At 42.9% G+C, this 24,512-nt stretch carries 27 protein-coding genes and 1 riboswitch; of the genes, 4 read left to right on the forward strand and 23 right to left on the reverse strand.

Translation table 11 applies throughout. From position 1 onward, the window contains the following. Window positions 1–51 precede the first annotated feature (51 nt). Window positions 52–188, reverse strand: a riboswitch (FMN riboswitch). A gap of 101 nt (window positions 189–289) precedes the next feature. The 8 genes from MM817_RS11835 to spoIIAA form a co-directional block, all read right to left on the reverse strand. Beyond that, a complete protein-coding gene (locus MM817_RS11835; protein WP_241715338.1) occupies window positions 290–430 on the reverse strand; it encodes a hypothetical protein in 141 nt (46 codons plus the stop codon). A gap of 24 nt (window positions 431–454) precedes the next feature. After that, a complete protein-coding gene (locus MM817_RS11840) occupies window positions 455–1,069 on the reverse strand; it encodes a stage V sporulation protein AE (protein WP_241715341.1) in 615 nt (204 codons plus the stop codon). Between the two features lie 21 nt (window positions 1,070–1,090). Beyond that, window positions 1,091–1,453: a stage V sporulation protein AE gene (gene spoVAE / locus MM817_RS11845; protein ID WP_241715344.1), complete on the reverse strand. Its 363-nt coding sequence runs from the start codon at window positions 1,451–1,453 to the stop codon at window positions 1,091–1,093. A gap of 13 nt (window positions 1,454–1,466) precedes the next feature. After that, a complete protein-coding gene (gene spoVAD, locus MM817_RS11850) occupies window positions 1,467–2,480 on the reverse strand; it encodes a stage V sporulation protein AD (RefSeq protein WP_241715347.1) in 1,014 nt (337 codons plus the stop codon). Between the two features lie 41 nt (window positions 2,481–2,521). Beyond that, window positions 2,522–2,980, reverse strand: a complete 459-nt coding sequence (gene spoVAC / locus MM817_RS11855) for a stage V sporulation protein AC (protein WP_241715349.1) — start codon at window positions 2,978–2,980, stop codon at window positions 2,522–2,524. 102 nt (window positions 2,981–3,082) lie between these two features. Continuing rightward, a complete protein-coding gene (gene sigF, locus MM817_RS11860; protein WP_241715359.1) occupies window positions 3,083–3,847 on the reverse strand; it encodes an RNA polymerase sporulation sigma factor SigF in 765 nt (254 codons plus the stop codon). A 5-nt stretch (window positions 3,848–3,852) separates the two neighbouring features. Beyond that, complete coding sequence (spoIIAB, locus tag MM817_RS11865) at window positions 3,853–4,287, reverse strand: anti-sigma F factor (protein ID WP_241715476.1); 435 nt, start codon at window positions 4,285–4,287, stop codon at window positions 3,853–3,855. A 14-nt stretch (window positions 4,288–4,301) separates the two neighbouring features. After that, window positions 4,302–4,658, reverse strand: a complete 357-nt coding sequence (gene spoIIAA / locus MM817_RS11870) for an anti-sigma F factor antagonist (RefSeq protein WP_241715361.1) — start codon at window positions 4,656–4,658, stop codon at window positions 4,302–4,304. A gap of 206 nt (window positions 4,659–4,864) precedes the next feature. Here spoIIAA and MM817_RS11875 point away from each other — a divergent pair, with 206 nt between their 5' ends. Beyond that, entirely contained in the window at window positions 4,865–6,178 is a 1,314-nt protein-coding gene (locus tag MM817_RS11875; RefSeq protein ID WP_241715363.1) for a helix-turn-helix domain-containing protein, read from the forward strand. Here MM817_RS11875 and MM817_RS11880 read toward each other — a convergent pair. The 10 genes from MM817_RS11880 to MM817_RS11925 form a co-directional block, all read right to left on the reverse strand. After that, complete coding sequence (locus tag MM817_RS11880) at window positions 6,175–7,374, reverse strand: D-alanyl-D-alanine carboxypeptidase family protein (protein WP_419723389.1); 1,200 nt, start codon at window positions 7,372–7,374, stop codon at window positions 6,175–6,177. The two genes, MM817_RS11875 and MM817_RS11880, sit on opposite strands and share 4 nt — an antisense overlap. A 92-nt stretch (window positions 7,375–7,466) precedes the next feature. Then, entirely contained in the window at window positions 7,467–8,792 is a 1,326-nt protein-coding gene (locus MM817_RS11885; protein ID WP_241715366.1) for a thymidine phosphorylase, read from the reverse strand. A gap of 1 nt (window position 8,793) precedes the next feature. Then, a complete protein-coding gene (locus tag MM817_RS11890) occupies window positions 8,794–9,960 on the reverse strand; it encodes a phosphopentomutase (RefSeq protein WP_241715377.1) in 1,167 nt (388 codons plus the stop codon). Between the two features lie 33 nt (window positions 9,961–9,993). Then, entirely contained in the window at window positions 9,994–10,881 is an 888-nt protein-coding gene (gene xerD, locus MM817_RS11895; protein WP_241715379.1) for a site-specific tyrosine recombinase XerD, read from the reverse strand. Between the two features lie 48 nt (window positions 10,882–10,929). Continuing rightward, complete coding sequence (locus MM817_RS11900; RefSeq protein ID WP_241715381.1) at window positions 10,930–11,091, reverse strand: hypothetical protein; 162 nt, start codon at window positions 11,089–11,091, stop codon at window positions 10,930–10,932. 67 nt (window positions 11,092–11,158) lie between these two features. Further along, a complete protein-coding gene (gene ald, locus MM817_RS11905; RefSeq protein WP_241715383.1) occupies window positions 11,159–12,280 on the reverse strand; it encodes an alanine dehydrogenase in 1,122 nt (373 codons plus the stop codon). A gap of 50 nt (window positions 12,281–12,330) precedes the next feature. Beyond that, window positions 12,331–12,663, reverse strand: coding sequence for an RNHCP domain-containing protein (locus MM817_RS11910; protein WP_241715385.1), 333 nt, complete (start codon window positions 12,661–12,663; stop codon window positions 12,331–12,333). Window positions 12,664–12,685: 22 nt separating this feature from the next. Continuing rightward, window positions 12,686–13,327 (reverse strand): stage II sporulation protein M, encoded by a 642-nt coding sequence (locus tag MM817_RS11915; protein ID WP_241715386.1) that lies wholly within the window; start codon window positions 13,325–13,327, stop codon window positions 12,686–12,688. 65 nt (window positions 13,328–13,392) lie between these two features. Then, window positions 13,393–14,595: an endonuclease Q family protein gene (locus MM817_RS11920; RefSeq protein WP_241715388.1), complete on the reverse strand. Its 1,203-nt coding sequence runs from the start codon at window positions 14,593–14,595 to the stop codon at window positions 13,393–13,395. After that, the gene (locus MM817_RS11925) at window positions 14,592–15,128 is read right to left on the reverse strand and encodes an NUDIX hydrolase (protein ID WP_241715390.1); all 537 of its coding nucleotides are present in this window, start codon (window positions 15,126–15,128) and stop codon (window positions 14,592–14,594) included. The genes MM817_RS11920 and MM817_RS11925 overlap by 4 nt, the downstream gene beginning before the upstream one ends. 63 nt (window positions 15,129–15,191) lie before the next feature. Between MM817_RS11925 and MM817_RS11930 the strand changes: the two genes are divergently transcribed. Together MM817_RS11930 and MM817_RS11935 are read left to right on the forward strand one after the other, a co-directional pair. Further along, window positions 15,192–15,368 carry a hypothetical protein gene (locus MM817_RS11930; protein ID WP_241715392.1) on the forward strand — a complete coding sequence of 59 codons (177 nt, stop codon included), beginning with the start codon at window positions 15,192–15,194 and terminating at the stop codon, window positions 15,366–15,368. Between the two features lie 22 nt (window positions 15,369–15,390). Continuing rightward, entirely contained in the window at window positions 15,391–17,100 is a 1,710-nt protein-coding gene (locus MM817_RS11935) for an ABC1 kinase family protein (RefSeq protein WP_241715395.1), read from the forward strand. Here MM817_RS11935 and MM817_RS11940 read toward each other — a convergent pair. Genes MM817_RS11940 through MM817_RS11960 form a run of 5 tightly spaced genes read right to left on the reverse strand, consistent with a single transcriptional unit; the run spans window position 17,072 to window position 23,229 of the window. Then, window positions 17,072–18,217, reverse strand: coding sequence for a M20/M25/M40 family metallo-hydrolase (locus MM817_RS11940; protein WP_241715397.1), 1,146 nt, complete (start codon window positions 18,215–18,217; stop codon window positions 17,072–17,074). The two genes, MM817_RS11935 and MM817_RS11940, sit on opposite strands and share 29 nt — an antisense overlap. Before the next feature lie 16 nt (window positions 18,218–18,233). Then, window positions 18,234–19,775 (reverse strand): acyl-CoA carboxylase subunit beta, encoded by a 1,542-nt coding sequence (locus MM817_RS11945; RefSeq protein WP_241715399.1) that lies wholly within the window; start codon window positions 19,773–19,775, stop codon window positions 18,234–18,236. Between the two features lie 33 nt (window positions 19,776–19,808). Next, window positions 19,809–20,633 (reverse strand): methylmalonyl-CoA epimerase, encoded by an 825-nt coding sequence (mce, locus tag MM817_RS11950; RefSeq protein ID WP_241715401.1) that lies wholly within the window; start codon window positions 20,631–20,633, stop codon window positions 19,809–19,811. A gap of 25 nt (window positions 20,634–20,658) precedes the next feature. After that, complete coding sequence (locus tag MM817_RS11955; protein ID WP_241715402.1) at window positions 20,659–22,272, reverse strand: acyl-CoA mutase large subunit family protein; 1,614 nt, start codon at window positions 22,270–22,272, stop codon at window positions 20,659–20,661. A 48-nt stretch (window positions 22,273–22,320) separates the two neighbouring features. After that, complete coding sequence (locus MM817_RS11960) at window positions 22,321–23,229, reverse strand: LysR family transcriptional regulator (protein WP_241715404.1); 909 nt, start codon at window positions 23,227–23,229, stop codon at window positions 22,321–22,323. A 131-nt stretch (window positions 23,230–23,360) separates the two neighbouring features. On the opposite strand from MM817_RS11960, the gene MM817_RS11965 reads away from it, so the two are divergent. Beyond that, on the forward strand, window positions 23,361–24,470 hold the full coding sequence (locus MM817_RS11965) for a TDT family transporter (RefSeq protein WP_241715406.1): 1,110 nt from the start codon (window positions 23,361–23,363) through the stop codon (window positions 24,468–24,470). Window positions 24,471–24,512: the final 42 nt, after the last annotated feature.

Below are 24,512 nucleotides of genomic sequence, written 5' to 3' on the forward strand. Positions count from 1 at the left end.
ACTCAGGGCGCTCAAAATGAAACAGAGCATGCGATCATACGCGCATGACTCCACATCCTTCTTTTATCCGGACTATACCGTCGGTACTGGTTTTTCACCAGTTCATGCCAATAAGGCTCGTGGACTTCGCAGATGCGTCACCACCGGTCGGGAGTTGGAACTTGCCTCACCCTGCCCTGAAGGAACATATGGAATTGTTACATACAGTATACTGATCAGAGATACTCATTGTAAAGCTAATGAAAAAAGTAGCCAATCGGTTGGGCGCCGACCGGCTTCAACAGACGTTTTAATGACCCAGGGCTGGCATCTTGCCACCGCGGAAAAACTTGGACACATAAGGCCAAATAGGAACCACGAACCCTGCAACGCCACGAAATACGCCAAAAAACCGAACAATCTGTGGAATCCAGCCGAGGACAGTTAGCATAGGTTTTCTCCTCCTCTTTCACACTTATTGTACGAGGAGAAGTGGTGAAGCGTTACGGCTATCGCCCATGGAAAACTCATCTAGTTCAATAAGAAGTCGTAATGCGCTAACGGTCACAGGGCATCCGCGATGGCGATCATCAAGGCCTTTCATCTTTCCAATGTCCCCAATCCCTATTAAACAGGGAACGCGTAGTCTTCGTAAAATATCCACAGTGTCACCAAAAATAAATTTTCGTTTACTGCGTAACCGAAATCCGTATTTATTGACAGCTGCATCAACGATACGTCCGCGTCGATCTATGGAAAAATCCACCTTCACACCACGAACATAACGCGTATTACTAGCTACTGCAAGTACACCAATGATGCGAATACGCCGATCTTGAACTAAACTGCGAAGTGCCTGTTCACCAGGACCTTGACCCCAAGTACCGTTGTCATCCAGCATCACGATCACTGGATCATGCGCTGCATGAAGCACAAGATCTGCAATAGTTGCCCCTGCAAGTGGTGTTGGATTGCCTGCAGAACGGGAAATCACCCTTGCATGAACAAGAGAAGCTGCTATTTCAAGAGCCGTTCTCGCAATAATATCGCCATCAGTGACTAAAATAACGCGCGGTCGCTGTTGTTCCATTTTGCTAACCCCCTCACCATATTAACCACGCGCCCGCGCAATCAGTGCTGTGAGAAATGCAAATACAATGGCCGCGGAAATTCCAGCACTTGTAACTTCAAAAATCCCAGTTATAAGGCCAATAATTCCATATTGATTGGCTTCTGCCATAGCACCATGAACAAGTGCATTGCCAAACGAAGTAATAGGTACTGTAGCACCTGCACCTGCAAATTGAATAAGAGGATCATACCATCCCAATCCATCGAGCACGGCACCGGAAACAACTAAGATGGTCATTACATGCGCTGGAGTTAACTTAGTTAAGTCAAGGAGAAGTTGTCCGATAACGCAAATTAATCCTCCTACCACAAAAGCTGTAAGAAAGATCCAAGGATGCGGCATGTGCGTCATCACCTCACGAAAAAGTTTGCGCTTCAATAGTTACAGCATGTGCAATACAGGGAATCGTTTCACTTTGCTGCGCGCTCACAGTCGAGAGTAACGCTCCCGTCGCAACAACGAGGATGCGGTTCCATTCGCCCGCTTGGAGGCGTCTCAATAGATGTGCAAATGTCACACATGCACAACATGCAGGCCCACTGCCACCGCTAAATACTTCAGGTTGTGTAGGGTCATACATAAGCATGCCACAGTCAGTAAATCGATCGCCAACATCTATGTTTTGACGCAATAAAAGTTCGCGTGCAATCGGATGACCGACGCGTGCAAGATCTCCCGTAGCGATGAGATCGTAATCGTCTACTGTCAAACCAGTATCCTTTAAGTGTGCCACAATCGTATCAGTTGCAGCCGGAGCCATGGCCGCCCCCATTTCCCAAGGGCTTTTTACCCCAAGATCGACTACTTTCCCAATGGTGGCATAATGAATCGTAGGACCTGATATTCCTTTACCGATGAGTGCTGCACCTGCTCCTGTCACAGTACAATGTGCAGTTGGAGGTTTTTGCGCTCCATATTCAGTAGGATATCGAAACACTCGTTCTGCAGTACTATTGTGACTACTTGTACTTGCTAACGCATACTGCGCAGCATCCGAATCCACTAAGAGTGCACAGAGTGCAACAGCCTCCATGCTTGTCGCACATGCGCTATAAATACCAAGCAGTGGTTTAGTATTCGTTCTTCCTGCAAAATTGGCAGAGATATTATGCGGAAGTAGGTCACCGGATACCGAGAAATCGACATGTTCCATTGTAAGACCGGCCTTGCTTACAGCCTTTTCCTGTGCCTCTTCAAGCAACTTGCGCTCCGCTTTTTCAAAACTTTCCTGACCAAGATATGGATCAGAGAAGATTAAATCAAACTCTTTTCCAAGTGGACCTCTTCCTTCTTTTTCCCCTACCGCCGTTCCCGTTCCCAAGATGCGGGGGTGCGAATGAAACGCCCATGTTTGTTGACCAATTCGCACATCCTCACCTCCGTTTTATCCGATTAGAGCACGAATGCGTTTTACACGTGCAAGATGATATATCGTGCAAGCCCAACAAAAAAAGCAGATACTACACCAAAAACAATGACAGGTCCAGCCAGTTTAAACATATTGGAACCAATGCCAACAACGTATCCTTCCGTTTTATGTTCAAGTGCTGCAGAGGTCATTGCATTGGCGAATCCAGTAACTGGAACAGCAGAACCTGCTCCTGCCCATTGACTAAATTGATCGTAGATGCCTATACCAGTTAATACAGCAGAAAGCATAATAAGAATAGCTACAGTAGGATTCCCTGCCATTTTTTCACTCATGTGATAGTAATGCACGAAAAGTTCCTGTATTCCCTGTCCAAGTAAACAGATCGTTCCACCTGCTAGAAAGGCACGCAACACATTGCGCAGCACAGGTCGAGTTGGTTGCCGTCCTTTTAAAAATTGCTGATATTGCTTTTGACGATTGCCCAGTGAAACGCCCAAAAGACCCCATCTCCTAACCTCATGGTGTCAATTCTAATGAATCGACACCCTTATGGTTTCCAAATGGGGTCAAAATATGATCGGTCTTACGTCTTAGACCAATTAGAGATTTTCATCCGTCAACAAAGTCTCTCTAATGCTATGCAAAATTCGCTTTTCTAAACGCGATACTTGCACTTGAGAGATATGCAGCATATCAGCAACTTCAGACTGAGTTTTGTCTTTAAAAAATCTCATATAGACAATCAATCTTTCTCGTTCTGGAAGCCGTGATAAAGCATCGTGCAAAGCTAGTTTATCAAACCATTTATCTTGCTCTGCATCAGCTATTTGATCCATCAAATAAATGGGATCGCCCTCGTTTTCAAACACTGTTTCATGGATAGAGGCCGGTACCCGCATCGCTTCTTGTGCTAATACTACTTCTGCAGGTTCAATGCCAAGAGCATCAGCTATTTCATTGATTTGAGGTTGCCGACCTAGTTCTTTTGCAAGATCATCTCGTTTACGTCTAATATGCCTGGCTAATTCTTTTAGCGAACGACTCACTTTTACTGTGTTATCATCGCGTAAGAAACGCTGAATCTCCCCAATAATCATAGGAACGGCATAAGTTGAAAATTTTACATCGTAATGTAAGTCAAACTTATCTACAGCTTTCATTAATCCTATGCAACCAATCTGGAAAAGATCGTCAGGTTCATATCCGCGCCCAAGAAAACGCTGAACAACTGCCCAAACCAAGCGTTGGTTACTAACGACTAACTCGTCGCGTGCGGATGCATCTCCTTCTTGACTAGCTTGGATAAGCGCACGCACGCGATCGTCCGATAACTTTGGGTAATCGCGAGCTACTCCATGATTCATTGTTCCTACACCTCATGATGGGTAGCGCTCTGGGGCGTGCGAATGCGCTTGATAAAACGCAACATCGTACCACGGCCTACCACAGACTCTACATCAAATTCATCGACAAAAGATTCCATGATGGTAAAGCCCATGCCTGAACGTTCAAGCTCAGGTCGAGATGTATAAAGGGGCTCTCGGACTACATCTATATCTTCAATACCCACCCCATGATCTTCCACCACTAGCTCTATACTATCACCCATGATTTTACAATGCAAATAGATGTCTCCATCTTTTTCTCCATAGCCATGAATAATACAGTTTGTTACTGCTTCTGATACCACTGTCTTTATTTCAGTCAATTCATCCATTGTAGGATTCATTTGAGCAACAAAGGCAGCTACAGCAACTCGTGCAAATGCCTCATTTTCTGAGAGCGCACGAAAGGTCATAGACATGAAATTAGTAGAATTCACTTTGCTACCTCCTTTAAAGCTTGAATTGCAGTGGCACGATCCTTATAGATCTTCACGATTTTGTGTAAACCAGACATTTCAAAAAGTCTTTCAATGGGTTTTGACAATGAAGTAATAATCAGCTCTCCTGATTGGCTATGTAATTTTTTATAGCGTCCTAAAATCACCCCTAGACCTGAACTATCCATAAATGTGACACCTCGTAAATCAAGAATGAGATACTTAGTTTTTGTAGCATCGATCTCTCGGTCCAGTGTCCCCCTTACATGTTCAGCCGCATGATGATCCAGTTCGCCATGAAGTGTGGCAATCATCATGGATCCACGATTTAAGGTTTCAATTTGTACCTTCATCTTTGCAAGCTCCTTCCTGGAAACTGCAGCCTCATTGTAAGAGCCTTCTTGTTATATCAGTTCGCGTATCAAAGGAAAGTCTCCTGCCTGTCGACAAAACTAGTTGAAATACCCGAAAATTCGACAACGTTTTAAGCGGATCCATTTAGAAGTACCCATAAAGCCACAACCATGGTATATTAAAGTTGTATGAAAGGAGAATGATAGTGGAATCTAGTTTACCGCGAACACTTGGAGCAAAAATTCGCGCATTACGAATCGAAAGAGGATTGACACAAGGAGAACTAACGCGTGGAGAAATTACTGCAGGATTAATTAGCCAGATTGAATCAGATCGTGTTGCTCCCTCTTTTCGTGTCATTCAGTTGCTTGCAGAGCAGCTAGGGATAAAGCCACAAGACCTCATAAGTGATCTGGAATCGCGGAATTTACAACTACAAATCATGAAAGAAGCCAGAGAATTTCTTCAGAAAAAAAAGGGAGAGATCGCTCTAGCACTCTTACAGCAATTGGAGCAAACTTCTAATAGATACATAAAATCCTCTGAACTATACTTGGAGTTAGCATACGCAAAGCAACTTGTCCATCACTATGATGAAGCTATTGATTTATATGCAGATGTTGAAGTGGAGGCAGTGATTCAAAAGGACCCTCATATTGGTGCACTGTGTATGACTAGACAAGGAGACTTATACGTAGAATTAGGTAGATTGCCGCTTGCTTTATATTGTTATAAAAAAGCAATTTATTATTTATCTGAACAACAACATATAACCTATTTATCCATATATGACTTAAGAAAAACGATGTGTATTATTTTATACCGTTCTGGTCATGCAGAAAAGGCATTATATTATGCACAAGATTCATATCAGCAATTACAATCCATTGATGATAAAGAACACTTAGCAGAGACTTGCAATATGTTGTCAGTGATTTATGCTGATTTAGGCCTATCAGAAAAAGCATTACACATGTCTACATTAGCCATTACCTATTATCAAAGTTTAGACTTAGAAGTACAATCACTTGATGCCAAATTAAATTACGCAATGATATTACGGGAACTAGGGAAATTTGAAGATTCATTGTATGCAATCATACCCGTTCTCTCTGAGTTTTATGAACTAGGGATTAACGATGGTCTCTCTCAAGCGTGGATCGAGCGCGCAACATGTGAATTTTCACTATTACAATTCGAGGATGCCAGTAGGAGTCTTGAACGCGCAGAAGTGCTTCTTGAAAAAGGAACGTTACAACACGCTCAATGTCTTCGTTTGAAAGGTCAAATAGCATATGCACAAGGATCTCATCATGAAGCAATCACTATGTATCGAGAGTCGTTACATATACTATCCGAACATCACATTCATATGACTTCTATACAAATACATAAAGAATTAGAGACGATTTATCAAAAATTAGGTGATACACGAATGGCCATCATTAGCCGTGAGCACGCACTTGCACTCACGGCTATCTCTGAACAGACTCGACTTGCCATGTCAGTCATAGTTTAACGTCCAAGCAAAAAGAGTGAATGCATGGATCTACCCAGCATCTCAATGAACGATACTTTCTCTATTTCAGAAACTGTTACCAAGGGAATCGATGCCACGATCTTATCATTACTTATAATTTTAATAGTTCCTGCCAATTGTCCTTTTTTAACAGGTGCAACAAGAGGAACGAATTCCTTTTTGATGGTTCCTGTAATCGAGTGATCCATTTTACTTACTAAAATTCCTACAGGTGAAACGGGAGCTACACCGACTGCTTGAAGTTGTCCACGCAATACAGGAGCGAGTGCTACCACTTGCCCTTTTCCATAGATAGGCTTTACATCATAATGACTAAAAGCATAATTCATCATACCTGTCACTTCTGCATTTCTAATCGGGGCTGTTGGTTCACCTAATACTACAGCAATGACCCGAAATTGATTGCGTTTTGCAGAAGCTGCTAAACAGTATTTTGCCTCTGCCGTATATCCTGTCTTAATCCCATCCATTCCTTGATAAAAACGAATCAATTTATTCGTATTTACTAACCAAAAAGGATTTTCCGAATGTTCTCGAAGATGATCACTATACACACCAGTAAACTTTGTCACTTGCTCATGATGCATCAATTCTCTTGAGATGATAGCCAGATCATAGGCGGATGCGTAATGATTGGCTACTGGCAAGCCATTGGCATTCGCAAAATGAGTATCCTTTAAGTGCAAACTTTGCACTCTCGCATTCATAAGACGAACAAAGTTCTCTTCAGATCCAGCAAGATGTTCGCCTACTGCAACAGCTGCATCATTAGCAGAACTAATAGCTATGCCTTTTAGCATGTCGCGTAACGTCATTTGTTCGCCCGGTTTTAAAAAAATTTGGGAACCGCCCATGCTTGCAGCATAATCTGAAGTTCTGATGCGATCGGTTAAATGAAGTTGCCCACGATCAATGGCATCAAAAACTAACAACATGGTCATCACTTTTGTGACACTTGCAATTGGTAACCGCTGGTGCTCATTTTTAGCAAATAAAATTGATCCTGTGGTTGCATCCATCAGAATCGCAGCTTTCGCTTGCTGCGCTAGTACTACATCTGTTGCCGCTTGTACAGGCAAAACGGGCATCATAGATGCACTACTTATTAAGCAAGTCAAAGCGGCTAACTTAAACTGCTTGGGTATGCGCTGTAGCTTAGACATCCACAACGACATCGCCTCCTCATCACATAAACACAATCTGATGAGGAATAGTGTGCGCGAACGATGCACTCTCTATGCGAAAAGTATTGTAAAACTGACTATCTTTACGATATTCGTTCGACACCGGATGGACTGACCTTTGCGTAATAATGAGGAAGTAATTTCGGCATCGACGTAGAAATATCAATGGCTTTTACGATCTCTTGTGCAGCGCGTTTAGCGTCTTCCTTGGAGCGTGCAAAAATTGTAGCTAGTGGTTCTCCTATTTTACATAACTCACCTTTTTGTTTTTGCAAAACGATCCCTACTGATGGATCGATCGCATCTTCTTTGCGAACACGTCCAGCACCGAGTTCCATTGCTATGGTACCTAATTGAAGAGCATGAATCGTATCGACATAGCCATCAACTCGTGATAAAACTTGCATCTCAACTGGTGCACTTTGCATCTTAGGACCGTTCCGTTGTTCATCCCATATCCCCTCTTGAGCTTGAACCATCTGCTGAAATAGATGAAGTGCACGGCCAGACGCCAATGCTTCTGTAACTTCTTGATGTGCTTGTTCAACTGGGATCTGTTTTGCTAAATGTACCATTTCTGTTGCAAGGACAATGCACACATCCGTTAGGTCTTTGGGCCCCTGACCCTTAAGCGTTTCTACCGCTTCTTGTACTTCTACAGCGTTGCCAATCGTCCGTCCAAGTGGCTCGTTCATATCGGTAATATAAGCCACCACGTTTCGGCCCAAATCACTGCCAATAGCAACCATCATAGATGCAAGAGATATAGCCTCATCGATCGTTTTCATAAAGGCACCTTCTCCCACCTTTACATCGAGAACGATGTTATGTGCACCTGCTGCAATTTTTTTACTCATTATAGAAGCCGCGATGAGCGGAAGTGAGTCTACTGTGGCAGTGACATCACGCAACGCATAGAGCAATTTATCTGCAGGTGCAAGATCGCCTGTTTGACCACAAATGACAATACCGATATCCTCCACTTGTTTCAGCAGTTCAGTCGTCGTTAGCCCAGTTTTCAGATGTTCAATCGCTTCTAGTTTATCAATGGTACCACCTGTGTGGGATAATCCACGCCCTGACATTTTAGCCACTTTTATTCCGCATGCAGCAGCCAATGGACCTAAAATAAGAGACGTTTTATCGCCCACGCCTCCTGTGCTATGCTTGTCGCTTGTCAGATGTCCAAAAGCAGATAGATCCAGGGACTCACCGCTACTGATCATCGCATCTGTAAGAGCACTCGTTTCTTTTGCAGTCATACCCTTTAAATAAACAGCCATTAACCAAGCGGCCATTTGGTAATCTGCAATCTCTCCTTTGGTGTAGCTATGGATCCACGTAGTAATTTGCTCACGTGTCAATTCATGACCATCGCGTTTTACCGCTATATATTCAGATGGACGCACCTTAATTCCTCCTTAAATGTTCATAAAAGCTCGTACCGATGGACCACTCCACGTTAAAAAAATCAGCAATAGTAGCTCCGATGTCGGCATAAGTTGAACGGGTGCCCATATTTTCGCTTGTCATCATTCCAGGATAATATCCTATAATCGGAACGCATTCTCTACTATGATCCGTGGAAGGTGTAGTAGGATCACATCCGTGATCCGCAGAAATCAAGAGGATATCATCTGGTTGTAGCCGTTGTAATAGTTCTGGCAGACGGCGATCAAACGCTTCAATAGCACGTCCAAATCCTAGCGGGTCATTGCGATGCCCATAAAGCATGTCAAAATCAACAAGGTTGGTAAAAATAAATGCAGGCCCTTCAATTTCCTCCATTGCCGTCAAGGTCTGATTGATTCCATCGTCGTTCCCTTGCGTATGAATACCGCGCGTAATCCCTTGTCCGCCATAAATATCTTCAATTTTACCAATTCCGATAACGGGAATTTGCTGATCTGTGAGGTGCGTTAACAAGGTCGGTCCAAAATCACGTGAAAAATCGCGACGATTAGCTGTTCGCGCAAAGTGACCTACAGTCCCAGTAAAAGGCCGCGCGATGACACGCCCTACTGCATGTTCACCAACGAGTAGCGATCGAGCTACTGCACACATTTCGTATAATTGTGAAACGGAGATAACATCTTCATGTGCAGCTAGTTGAAATACACTGTCTCCTGAAGTATATACAATAGGAAATCCTGTATTTAGATGCTCTTCTCCTAATTCGTCCAAGATAACCGTTCCGCTAGATGGGTAATTACCCAGTGTCTTTCTACCAATCCTGTGTTCAAAAGGTTCCATAATTTCTTTGGGAAATCCATTTGGATAGGTGGGAAGAGGTTCTCGCAGGGTGACCCCGACAAATTCCATATGACCATTTGTAGTATCTTTCCCAGCTGACTGTGGTGCCATCATGCCGTATGCACCGTGTACATCAGTAGTAGAAACACCTTCAATTTCAGTGATTTTGCCTAACCCTAACGATGCCAAGTGAGGAACATGTAGCCCACCTAACACTTTTGCTACATGACCAATCGTATTGGATCCCACATCCCCATAGGCTGCAGCATCAGGAGCATGTCCTATCCCAACAGAATCTAAAACAATAAGTATCACTCTTCCCATATGATTCACCTCATATATTCGTGTTATCAATCATTAGGCGCGCGGATGGCTGTTATGATAAACATCCTGTAAGCGTGATCGCGTTACATGCGTATAGATTTGCGTAGTTGAAATGTCTGCATGTCCAAGCATCTCTTGTACTGCACGCAGATCTGCTCCATGTTCTAATAAATGAGTTGCAAACGAATGGCGTAGTGTGTGTGGAGTTAGTTCAGATTGAATACCTGCAATGTTAGCGTATTTTTTAATGATTTTCCAAAAACCTTGACGGGTGAGCGGATCACCTAAATGATTGACAAAAAGTGCGCTTTCTTGTGGATCTCGTAACATATGTGTACGTGCAGTAAGTATATAGGTGTCAATGGCGTGACGAGCTAAACTTCCCAATGGAATAATCCGTTCTTTTGCACCCTTTCCAAAGCATTGAATAAAAGAAGCGGATAAGTTCACATCGAATACACGAAGAGTAATGAGTTCAGACACTCGAAGACCTGTGGCATATAAAAGTTCAAGCATTGCTTTATCGCGTAATCCTAATGGTTGGTGTGTATCTGGAGCAGCAAGTAAATGTTCTACCTCTTCTAATGTCAGACTATGCGGCAAACGTTTCGCAGTTTTTGGAGATTCTAGATCATACGCTGGATTAGACGTAAGGTATCTCTCGCGTGCAAGAAATTCAAATAAGGCGCGTAAACTAGCTACATTTCGTGCAATGGTAGCTGCTGCCCGTTTTTGAATACGCAAATTTTGAAGGTATAAAACGAGAAGTGTGCGATCAACTTCACTAAACTCTTGGATATGACGTTCCTCTAAAAATTTACTAAACGCAACTAAGTCTGTCTGATAGGCATGAACAGTATTGGAGGACAATCCGCGTTCTACCATGATGTATTGAATAAACAGCGTAATTTGGGGATCCAATGTCCTAGAACCTCCCTTCCATGCTGCTTTATGCATTTAAAATGTTGATTACGGCCCACCTAGAACGTAAGCTGCAATATGTCGCCATAAAGGAGGTATTGTTGCAGAACTAGACAAATCGTATAAAAACATAGCATGTACATGTGAGGACATTAAATATAGTGCATAAGTACAAATCAAAAACACTAAACCAACGTAAGCATTTTTCATATGAATCCTCCCCCGCATGCAATGATGTATGCGGGGGAAACCATAAACATGACAAGTTGTCCCTATATTAACCGACAAGTACTTGATCGAGAGGAGTATATTCTAGATGTAGTCCCTGTGCCACCGCTTCATATGTGACACGACCTTTTAGGACATTAACCCCTTTTGCAAGTGCTGGATTATCAGACACTGCGGCAACATACCCTTTATTGGCGAGTTGCAATGCATAAGGCAATGTTACATTGGTTAAGGCAAGTGTCGACGTACGCGGAACTGCACCTGGCATATTAGCCACTGCATAATGTATCACACCATGCTTTTCATATGTAGGATGGCTATGCGTAGTTACATGATCAATGGTCTCAATGGACCCACCTTGATCGATTGCTACGTCTACAATGACTGAACCGCGCGACATTTTTTCAACCATCTGTTCAGTAACCAGTTTTGGTGCGCGTGATCCTGGAATCAGCACTGCACCTACAAGTAGATCTGCAGACTGAACAGCTAATTCAAGGTTGTATTCATTCGACATGAGTGTACGAACGCGCCCTGCAAATAAATCGTCAAGCTGGCGCAAGCGATCTGCATTCACATCTAAAATAGTTACATCAGCCCCTGTACCCATGGCCATTTTGGCTGCATTGATACCGACGATGCCCCCACCAACAATCACTACTTGTCCAGGCATGACACCAGGTACTCCACCCAATACAATTCCTTTTCCACCCGCTGAATGTTCTAGGAAATGTGCACCGATTTGAACGGACATTCTTCCTGCGACTTCGCTCATAGGCATAAGTAACGGCAAAGAGCGATCTGGGAGTTGAATCGTTTCATACGCAACAGCAACAATGCCGCTATTCATCAATGCTTGTGTGAGTTCATATTCCGGTGCAAGATGGAGATAGGTGAATAGGATTAAATTTTCCCGAAAATAGCGATATTCACTTGGTAGAGGTTCCTTTACTTTCATGATCATATCAACGGTATTCCATACATCGGCTGCAGTTGCTCCAAGCTGTGCACCAGCTTGCCGATAGTCGTCATCAAGAAACCCACTTCCCACTCCTGCACTTGTTTCAACTATGACCGTATGCCCAGCCGAAATGAGTGAACGAACACCCGCCGGTGTCATGGCTACGCGATTTTCATTATCCTTAATTTCTTTCGGTACCCCGATAAACACAGAAAAAACCTCCCTAATGAATAACTATCCTACTTCTTGCTATGGACAGCTTAATGTGCACTTTTCCTGACCAATTCTAATACAGTGTGCATTTCGTCAGGTTGGGTGGCATCTTCAAGCGCCAATTTATTGACTGAGCGGTATCCACAGTGTTCACACTGATGTTCTACCATATAGCCTTTTTTACTATGCATAAATATACGTACAGGAATCATGATCCCCTCGCAGTTTGCCGCCCGATCTCCTGGGAACTTGTCCACATGCACACTGTGAAGACAATGTGGGCAATGATTACGACACCCTTTATGCAATGGCAGAACTTCTGTTTGACACACGCGACAAACAAATGAATCATTAATAACAGTAAAGCGCTTCTGTTCCACGTTCAACCCAGCCTTTGCTTGATTATCTTCCTGGTGATAAGGCAAGCCATCCCAAGGCATGCATCGTGGCTGCTGTTTCTAATTTTCCTGAACAGAGGAGAACCACTGCGGCAACCAATACAGCTCCGTGATAAGCGACCCATACAGGGTAACCAAATGTTGATTTCCCGCCTTTTCTCGAATGACGGATCAATAGCAAACCGACTGTAGCAGCTAATATAAAGCTCCCACCTGTGAGTATATTCGATGGCGCTATTGCAAGCAAATCAAATCCAAATCCACGCAGACCAAAAGCGACCATAATAGCTAAAAAAGTGAGTCCTGCACTAACTGCTCGCAAGAAAAGAAGGCCCACAATAAATGGTGTACCCACACTTGTTTGCGCAAAAATCCACAGAAAAAAAAGTAGTAATAGCTCTACTGTACTCTCTGTAATCACTACATGAGGTACTGTACTGCCAGTCAGTAGAGATACAATGGCCTCGTGAATTCTTACAATGAAACCGTTTTGAAGTGACGTTGGAAATGAATAATAGATAACCAATCCAATAACAAATCCAACTGCATAAAGGACAGACATAAATACGAGTAAATGCATACCCTCTGTAAAGAGAGGCCGCAAAGTATATGATGTCTTAAAACTATGCGCTTTGCGAACAAACATGGGACTTCCCCCCTGTCATTTAGATTATGACAGGGCCATTCCGATTAGGACGACTGAGAAAAGTACTAGCTGTTTTGCACGATAAGAATTTTGCCATAGCGCCCACCGTGCCCTGCTTCAAAGGACAATTCACCAAAACGCGCTTTGATCACTAAGTCTGCTAACCGATCACCGATGACCTTTGCTAAATCATTTTTCGGCACTTCATTTAAAATGTTCATTTCCGTTCCAAAATGATCGAGTAATTTGTTGATGAGCTTAGATCCAATTCCAGGTATAAATGCAAGAGGTACCTGGTGAATATAGGGTGGCCTATGCGCAGGAGATACCGAATGCGAACGATCTGCAATCTCATGCAAACGGTTGGCAACACCAGGGATTGTTCGGGTAGCTCCACACGATGTACAGGGTGCCCCCTCATTCGTTATGGGAGCATGACAAATCGCACAAGCAGTTAGGTGGTATTTACCTAGATCAGGGAATAATCCGATATTTTTCACTATACTCCCCTCGCCCTCTCGCAGGAGTGCAGCTTGATAGTCACCAAACGTCGGAGCACCTAATGCTGCTACATGATATTCACGAGCGATGCGCGGTAAAGAATGCGCATCACTATTAGTAACAAAAGTGAACTCACTCAGTTCTGATAAATAATCAGCCATTTCTGTGTCTGACGATAATCCTAACTCTATCGCTGTAACATACTTTGGATCGATCATATCTGCTAAATGGGCGACACAATTACCATAAAGACCTTTGTGTGGTGTAAATGCATGATTGACCATAAGAATACCTTTTAGGTCATAGATGAATGCCCCTAGTTCGTTTGCGTTTGCATATTTTACTCGTTGTGATGATAAAGAAGAGTTCGTCTGTTCTTTAGAAAGCCACTGTGCAAGCTCCCTTAGTTCTTCTATATGTGGCACAAATACACCAAAATGAGCCGCCCCTCCCGTTGGACCGCGCACCTCTATTTCCCCACCTAAGAGAATGGTTAATCCATTTTGTGCTTGTAATCCACCTGCTTGTAAGGGCCTAAGGTGATTACTTGCTAGCATCTCTTCAATATCACGCAATACCGGTGTGGCAACTGCATCTATTAAACCGATCATCTGAATGCCCTTTTCTTCCATCGCTATATGAATGACCTGGGTCAAGGTAAGAGAAGGTGCCGCAGAAATTTTAATCGGTTCGCCGCCGTTTGCTCTCCCTATATGAATGTGCCCATCAACATAATACTGTGTAAGAGATGGCTTAGCAGCAATCATGATTGTTGTAACCACCATAGTAAACCGACTAACGTTTTAGCATCAGTGATATCTCCTTGTGCAATCATTTCTTTGACCTTCATTTTGTTTGCACGAGTACAGGAAACAAATTCATCTTCATCTAGCTGTTGTTCTCCACTTGTAAGATCTTTTGCAACATAGAGATACATCCGTTCATCAGAAAAGCCTGGAGTTGAAAAAAATTGCATAACAGGAGCAATTGTGGATGTATGATAGCCAGTTTCTTCTTGTAACTCCCTAATCGCTGCTTGATCTGGTTGCTCATTTGGTTCAAGTTTACCAGCTGGCAATTCAATGGACACTTGTCCTGTTGCATACCTAAATTGGTGAACAAGCAACACTTCATCACTTGTAGGCAGTGCAACGATGGCTACCGCTCCGGGATGCTCTACCACTTCTCGAGTGGTTGTCTTGCCATTTGGTAATGTTACAGTGTCCACGCGTAGACTAATCATCTTACCGCGGAAAATTTCTTTTGTTGCAGTTTGAGTCTCATGTAGTTGTTCATTCATATTTTCCACCTCCAAGACATAAGAAACATGGAGCAACCTGTGTGAGTTAAGGGGGATATCTTAGTGAAAGTATTTTATCATAAGAACAAGTTTGCAGTCTCAGGTCGAGCCCATGAAGTGCGACATTGGATCCGTATATTACAGAGTTATCCAGATGCAACATTGGCTGGTGTTCTTGCCGAACGCACGATAGCAAAACGCGTCCATTCGTTTGTGATTCGTGAATATGTGGCACAATAAATCGCAAAATCGGGTTTATCGTATGATGCGAATCATTGTGATGAGCCTAGTATTTTTCTGGCAAATTCATCGCCTGTTACGGAAAGAACGTCGTCAACATCGACCACTTCCAAAGCATGTATGGGATAAACTGTGGCGCGCACAAGCGAAAGAGTTTCGAAAGACTGCGCTTGAGCTAGAAGGTATGATGATCAAACTTGGGCAGTTTCTTAGTTCTCGTGCCGATTTATTACCCCAATCGTGTATTGAGGAATTAGAACAATTACAAGATCGCATCACTCCTGTAGCATTCCCAGTGATCCAACAACAACTCGTTCAATCCTATGATGGAGATTTATCCACCTATTTTCAAACAATTGAACAAACACCTATAGCTGCAGCATCGCTAGGTCAAGTACATAAAGGAATTTTATCATCAGGTGAATGTGTGGCCATTAAAGTACAACGACCTCATATAGCGCGTATGATCCGCACTGATCTACTGGCCATACGCATCGTGATTTCTATCATACAAAAAAGTGCTCCGTTACGAGATCGGATCGATTTATATGCGATCTATGATGAGGTGCAACGCACGACGTTTGAAGAGTTAGACTATCACATCGAAGCTGCTCATCTCGAACAATTTACACATTTTTTCGCTCAGCGAACAGGCATAAAAGTCCCTAGACTATTTGCACAGTTGACTCGGAAACATGTATTAGTGATGGAATATATGGTAGGTGCAAAGATCAATGATCTAACCTTCATGGAAGAACACAACATCGATCCAGGAGACGTTGCAAAACGATTTATAGAAGCCTTTCTAGCACAAGTAATGTACGATGGGTTTTTTCACGCAGATCCACATGCAGGTAATGTATGGATTGATGAGAAAGGACAGCTTATTTTTTTAGATTTTGGCATGATGGGCCACATTGATCAACCTAACCGTGATGGGTTACGTCATTTCCTTCGTGCAATTGTCGATGAAGATGCACGTCAAATGCTCTACTCGTTACGAGAGATGGGCGTAATCGTTCTACCAGATGCTGATATTCACGCCTTATTGCAATCTTTGCGCTCACTAATGACTCCATACTTTGAAAACCAAACGCCAGATCTCATCACCAACGAAATGATTCAAGGCATTCTTATAGCATTACAAACATTTGTTTACGAACAACCTATGCAGCTCCCTTATCATCTCACCTTTCTGGGGCGTGCTGCAGGAATTGTAGCTGGTTTATCTACTGAAATAGAGCCAACCGTCCCCTACTTAGCCATCATTCAACCCTATCTATCACGCAAAGCCAAAGGAAATACAAAAGAAAACAACACGGCAGAAGCTGAACACACAAAGACTGATCATTCATCATTTCACTGGGCACAGTTTTTACAAAGTCGCGGATTACTCGATTGGATTCGTGTTCTCTATCGTCTATGGAGTCCATTACATCGATTATCATCTGCCGTAAGCTCAACTTTTGAACAATTTGGAACTGGTCATCTTCGCCTAGAAAAAATACACGACCACACTATTTTGCGAACTTTTCATCGAGTCATTAACCGTTTAGCGTGGTTTTCTTTAATGATTTTTTTTGCAGTAGAAAGTTTTGAGGCATACTTGCATAGACAAGAAAAAGAAGCTGCGATTGGAACAGGTCTGGCACTCATCTTCCTTATCGCAGCCATGCGTAATTCTAGACAAACTGAAGCATTATTTAAGCGTGATTCTCGTATTCGGAAATAGCCCGAATTAATTCTACCATCAATTGAGCAGAACCGGTTAAATCGTCAAGCGCGATCCATTCTTCAAGGGTATGGATCTGTTGGTATCCAATCGCTAAATTAACTACAGGGATACCCTTTCCTGAAATGACATTGGCATCACTTCCACCGCCAGAGTGCACAAAGTTTGTTGGTAGTCCCAAGCGATGGATCGCATTTGCTGATATACTTCTCAAAAAGGAGTCTTCAGGTAATGCAAATGCAGGATAACTCGCTGTCCATTCAACATCTGCATGTACTCCATAACGCTTTGCGGTTTGTTCTAACACTTGAGTCATGTGACTTTGCTGTGCTTGTAAGCGGTCATCATCTAAACTACGTGCCTCAGCGTACAATTCCACAGCATCGCACACAATATTAGTGGCAAACCCACCTTTTATTTGTCCAATATTTGCTGTAGTCCTCTCATCGATGCGCCCTAGTTTCATCTCCGAGATTGCGTGAGCTGCTACTTCAATGGCGCTAACACCTTTTTCAGGAGCCATGCCTGCATGTGCCGCTTTACCGTGCACGATGGCCATCATTTTTGCCTGTGCAGGACCGTGAGTTACGACTGATCCAAGCGGTCCACCAGAATCAAAAACAAAGCCATAGTTAGCCTTAAGAGAAGAACGATCCAATGCCTTAGCACCTAGTAATCCCACTTCTTCACATATGGTAAAAACCACTTCAAGCGGAGGATGATCTTCTCCAGTCGCATGTAGCATAGTAAGCAAATGCAATAATCCTGCTACTCCCGCTTTATCATCTGCACCTAAGATTGTACGTCCATCACTTGTGATACGATCTGCGTGCCGTATAGGACGTACTCCATGTCCTGGTGCAACCGTATCCATATGTGCCATTAATAAAACAGTCGGCCAATCTGCATGACCAGGGACTCTGACAATCAAGTTTCCAGAATTGCCGCCAACTACATCTCCAGCCTGATCTTCTTCAACAGAATAGCCAAGCTCTTCTACCGCACCTTTGATATATGCCGCTACATTGGCTTCTTCACGCGAATGGCTACCAATAGATACCAACGTCATAAAATCTGCAATCAGCCGTTCTTGATCGATGGTTAACACTGCATCCATTTTTCTGATCTCCTTGTTACAGCGGTATATTCCCATGTTTTTTATGGGGCCGAACTTCTTCTTTAAAGCGCAACGATTCTAATGCATCCAGTAGTTTTATACGTGTCTCACGCGGATCGATCACGTCGTCTACCATTCCAGCTGCAGCAGCAATATATGGATTGGCAAATTGCTGTTTATAGTCGGCAATTTTTTGAGCACGCGTGCTTTCTGGATCTTTACTTAGACTAATTTCACGAGCAAAAATAATATTAGCGGCCCCTTCTGACCCCATCACGGCCACTTCAGCAGAAGGCCAAGCCAGCACAAGATCAGCGCCGATTGCTTTTGAATTTAGCGCTACATAAGCTCCACCGTATGCTTTACGAATAATGACCGTAATTTTTGGTACAGTAGCTTCACTGTACGCATATAAAATTTTTGCACCATGACGAATAATCCCCTCGTGCTCTTGCTTAACACCTGGAATAAAGCCCGTGACGTCTTCAAAAGTAACTAAGGGGATATTAAATGAATCACAAAAGCGAATAAAGCGCGAGATTTTATCTGAAGAATCTATATCTAATCCTCCAGCCCGATACTTTGGTTGATTGGCGACAATCCCGATTGGATGCCCATCCATTCTCGCAAAACCGACAACAGCATTGCGCGCAAATTGCGGAGATACTTCATAGAAATCCCCAAAATCCACAATGCGTTCAATCACTTCAAGAACATTGTATGGCTTTGTTGGATCTGTGGGCACTATCGTAAGCAAATCTTCGTCAATGTCACGTTTTGCATCAACTTCCCCAACTGGTGGTTGATCGCGATGATTTTGTGGCAAGAAAGATAAGAGACGACGCACTCCAGCTAATGCTTCTTCTTCTGTAGAGGTCGCAAAATGTGCGACTCCACTAACACTAGCATGAACCTTAGCGCCACCAAGATTTTCAGAACTAATCGATTCGCCCGTCACCGTTTCAATTACTTTGGGTCCAGTAATAAACATTTGACTTGTACCATTCACCATAAAGATAAAGTCTGTAATAGCTGGAGAATAAACAGCACCGCCAGCACAAGGCCCCATAATAACAGAGATTTGAGGAACTACGCCACTGTAAATGGCATTGCGATAAAAAACATGACCATAGCCGTCTAGAGAGACGACCCCTTCTTGAATGCGCGCCCCACCAGAATCGTTTAAGCCAATGACTGGTGCTCCATTTTTAGCTGCAAGATCCATAATGCGCGCAATTTTTTGTCCGTGCATCTCTCCCAGAGCGCCTCCAAAAACAGTAAAATCCTGAGCAAATATATACACGATGCGTCCAGCAATTTTTCCCCAACCAGTAACGACTCCTTCTGCAGGAGCTTCCAATTGATCCATGCCAAAATTAGAGCTTCGATGTTCAATAAAAGCACCGATCTCTCGAAATGAATCAGGATCAAGTAATAGATCAATGCGTTCGCGCGCTGTATATTTGCCCTTTTCATGTTGTGCCAATATCCGGCGATCACCGCCGCCACGTTCTATCTTGCTACGTCTATCTTCCATTTCCGTTACTTTATCATCCATATGTACAACTCCTATCAAGCATGGTAATCATAGTTAATCTACAATAACCTCGCAGAATTCTGTCAATACACCTTGTGTCATCTTAGGATGTAAAAATGCAATACGCTTATGTTGCCCGCCATTTCGTGGAGTTTCATCAATTAATTGATACCCCGACTGTTTTGCACGTAACAACCATGATTCAATATCAGTTACGCGATAGGCAATATGATGTATACCAGCACCTTTAGTGGATACAAACCGAGCGATGGGACCATCCTCTGTCGTCGATTCGAGCAGTTCAATATGTACCTCACCTACTTGCAAAAAGACCGCATGCACATGTTGATCTTCAATCGTTTCTTCATGAATCTTTGAGAAACCTAATGTGTTTTCGTAAAATGCCAATGCTGATTGAAGATCTTTTACTGCAATACCGATATGATCAATTTGAGTGGGAGGGATAAATGGGTCTGTCCACTTTTTTTCTACTACGTGAAGTCTAATGAATTGTGCCATATCAGCAATTGTACTGCCTGGTGTGAATACCTCTGCAATGCCTTGTTTTTTTAATTCCCTTACATCATCTAGTGGGATGACCCCTCCACCGATGACAAGAATGTCCTCAATGCCGAGCTTTTTTAGTTGCTCGACAACCGCTGGGAACTGCGCCATATGTGCACCAGATAAAGAGGATAAACCAATACAATCAACGTCTTCTTGAATAGCTGCTTGTACGATTTGATCAACTGTTTGACGAAGACCTGTATATACAACTTCCATTCCGGCATCACGCAAACCCTGTGCGACAATCAACGCACCGCGATCGTGTCCATCTAACCCTGGTTTTGCCACAAGCACGCGAATAGGACGATTCACCAAAATCCCTCCATCATCATTGATTTTAAAAATGTTCAGGTGAATACTCGCCGAAAACTTCGCGCAACACATCACAAATTTCGCCGAGCGTTGCATAGGCACGAACGGCCTCCACAATGTAAGGCATGACATTCTTTGTGCCACAAGCTGCTTCCTTCAAATCAATGAGTGTTTGCTTAACCGTTTGTGCATCCCTTTTTTGTCTTACATCGCGAATACGCTCTTGCGCCTCGATCTCTAAATGAGGATCTACTTTATGCAAAATGGGTTCTTCTTCTGTATCCACAGTAAAGGCATTCACGCCAATAACCACTTCATCCTTATGTTCAATCCGAAGTTGTGTCTCATAGGCAGCAGATTGAATTTCACGTTGCATATACCCTTGTTCTACAGCATGTACAGCCCCGCCCATTTGCTGGATACTGTCCATATAAATCAATGCTTGACGCTCTATTTCATCTGTTAGAGATTCAACGTAATAAGAGCCCCCTAGAGGATCTACGGTGTCTGCCACTCCACTTTCATACCCAATAATTTGTTGAGTACGCAAGGCTATGCGTGCAGACTCTTCGGTTGGAAGTGCCAATGCTTCATCACGAGAATTGGTATGAAGACTTTGCGTACCTCCAAGAACAGCTGCCAACGCTTGTAGAGTTACCCGAATAATATTATTGTCCGGCTGTTGTGCTGTAAGTGTAGATCCACCAGTTTGAGTATGAAACCGCAGTTGCCATGATTTAGGATTTTTCGCATGATACTCATCGCGCATGAATCGCGCCCATATGCGTCTTGCTGCGCGGAATTTTGCTATTTCCTCAAAAAAGTGATTATGTGCATTAAAAAAGAAAGAGAGACGAGGAGCAAAATCGTCAATTTCAAGACCTGCAGCTAGTGCAGCGTCAACGTATGCACGTGCATTAGCAAGCGTAAATGCAATCTCTTGTACGGCTGTACTTCCAGCTTCACGCATATGATAGCCGCTGATACTAATCGTATTAAAATTAGGTACATGGTTAGCACAATAAGAAAAAATATCAGTAATTAACCTCATGGAAGCTTGAGGAGGATAGATATAAGTACCACGTGCAACATATTCTTTTAAAATATCGTTTTGAATCGTTCCAGAGAGTTTATCCATTGAGACGCCTTGTTTTTCTCCAACCACAATGTACATTGCTAAAAGAACGGATGCAGGTGCGTTAATAGTCATAGAAGTACTGACACGATCAAGTGGAATCGAGTCAAATAACATTTCCATATCGACAAGAGAGGATATCGAGACTCCAACCTTTCCCACTTCTCCCCTTGCATATGGATGATCACAGTCATATCCAATTTGAGTGGGGAGGTCAAATGCTGTAGATAGACCAGTTTGTCCTTGTTCTAATAAATAACGAAATCGCGCATTCGTTTGTTTTGCATCTCCAAAACCTGCATACTGCCGCATTGTCCATAATCGTCCACGATACATCGTCGGTTGAACGCCTCGCGTAAACGGATACATACCTGGTTTTCCTAATTTTTGTTCATAACTGCCATCCTTAGCGATATCCGTTACGTCATATACTCGTTGTACCTCGATGCCTGAAGAAGTGGTGAACTGCTCTTTGCGCTCTTTATGTTTTTTGGAATTCTCCATGTACTGGTCACCCCATTTATCCATGTACTATGAGTATAGCATAATTGCTTACCCTAACTCTGCATGATTCAATTGCCGCAATTCCTCACAAAATGCTTGTACTAATTGATCATCACTATGAGATTGATGCCATACAATTGAAAAATTGCGCGCTGCTGCTTTCGATTCAATTGGGACAAAAGCGAGTTGATCCATATTCAATTCTTTTCGAACAGCCCATTTGGACATAATGGATATCCCATAACCTGATTCCACAAGTGATTTTAGTGTTTGTGGATTATTGGTTTCAAGAAATATAGAAAAATTTCTCAGATCTAATCCTTCCATCTTTAAAGCAGCTTCAAAAACAGATCTCGTACCTGATCCAGATTCTCGAATTAACAAACGATCATTTTGTAGTTCAGTTAATGCCACGCTCGTTCTTGTGCGAAGAGAATGCCAAGTGGGGATCACCACGCCTAACTCATCTGTTAAAAAGGGTTCCTGAATCAGTCGCGTATCATACAGAGGTGCCTCAACTAATCCTAAAAGTAAGTCTCCATCTGTAATCCCACGACCGATATCATCCGTATTTCCTGTGGTTAATTTGACCTTTACTTGTGGACGAACAGATCGAAAACGCCTCAATGCAGATGGAACTACATATTCCGCAATGGTCATACTTGCACCAATGGCTAACGTGCCAGCCAATCGATTAGAGCAATTTTCCACAAGTTCAAACGAACGATCAATATGTATAATAATTTGCAAGGCTTCCTCGTATAAGGTTCTCCCCGCTTCGGTCAAACTAAGTCCACGATGACCTCTAATAAAAAGCGGTGTCCGGTATAAATTCTCTAATTGTTTGAGCTGTTGGCTCACTGCAGGCTGTGATATACGCAACTTTAAAGCAGCTTTTGACACACTTTTTTCGTCAACAACTGTAACCAAAGTGCGCCACGGTTCAAAGGGATTCATGTCATTCCTCCAACTCACATTTGATATAAGATATTCTTATATCTAGTATTATAAAATCATCATCAAATGTGGCTATTAATCAGATATAGTGAACACATGTTATTCATTACTATATCACAGGAGGTTATAACATGACGTCGATTGCAAAACAAATCGGAACAAATTGGTTTACCGTCGTCATGGGAGTAGGCATTATGGGCGGATTAACTTATACATCACCGCTGACATTCCCATTTGATAAGCAAATTGGCATGATTGCTTTTATTGCAGGAACGATTTTATTAGTGGTTGCATTAGGGCTATGGACATCTCGTTGGATTATGCACACACAAGAAGCTTTACAGGATTTTTCAGATCCTACACGTGCTTTGTTTTACGGCGCGTTAGCCATGGCTGTAAACGTAATTGGAAATGACTTCTTTCTTGTTGGAACTCATATGATTCCTTATTCAATGGCGCTGCATCTGAGTCAGGGCCTATGGATTGCAGGTGTTTTTATTAGTTTATTTTCAGTCATTACAATTCCTTATCTTATGTTTACACAACATGATATTTCGTCAGAAGATGCAGTGGGTAGCTGGCTAATTCCTGTAGTTCCGCCTATTGTGGCTGCTGCAGATGGTGCTAATATATTGCCTTTCTGGGGATCAAAATCGCTCGATATGGGCATGACTGCTTTTGATATTTCACTGTTTGGTATGACATTTTTTCTCTTCATTATGGTGAGTGCCTTGTTTTATACACGACTCATGTATCATAAAATTGTACCAGGTCATTTGGCACCGAGCATTTGGATTGAAATTGGTCCGATCGGTATGGCTATGGGTACACTTGCTACGATTCCTTTGACTGCACATACATTTTTACCAACCTTTATTCCTGGACTGCGTGCAGTCGGTCTTATTGGCGCTACTGCTTTGTGGGGCGTCGGGGTATGGTGGTCAATTATTGCTACTTTGTACTCGATTATGCATCTTTCAAAACGGGGCGAAGGCATACCTTATTCCCTTGGTTGGTGGAGTTATGTCTTTCCACTGGGTAGTTTTACAGCAGGAACGTATGCTCTTTACCATTTGACAGATCTAAAACTATTTTTCATTGCTGCTTTTATACAACTTCTTGTTCTAGCAGGTTGCTTTGTAGTCGTTGCATTGGGTACTCTTAAAGGGATTGTAGATGGCACGTTGCTCGCTTGGCACCCTCATCATCATAAAGGGATACGAGAAGTAAAAGCATCCTAGTGAATCCAAGGAGACGTGCAATGAAAGTAAAGGAGTGACGTC

The sequence above is a fragment of the Sulfoacidibacillus ferrooxidans genome, from assembly GCF_022606465.1.
GTDB lineage: Bacteria > Bacillota > Bacilli > Alicyclobacillales > SLC66 > Sulfoacidibacillus > Sulfoacidibacillus ferrooxidans.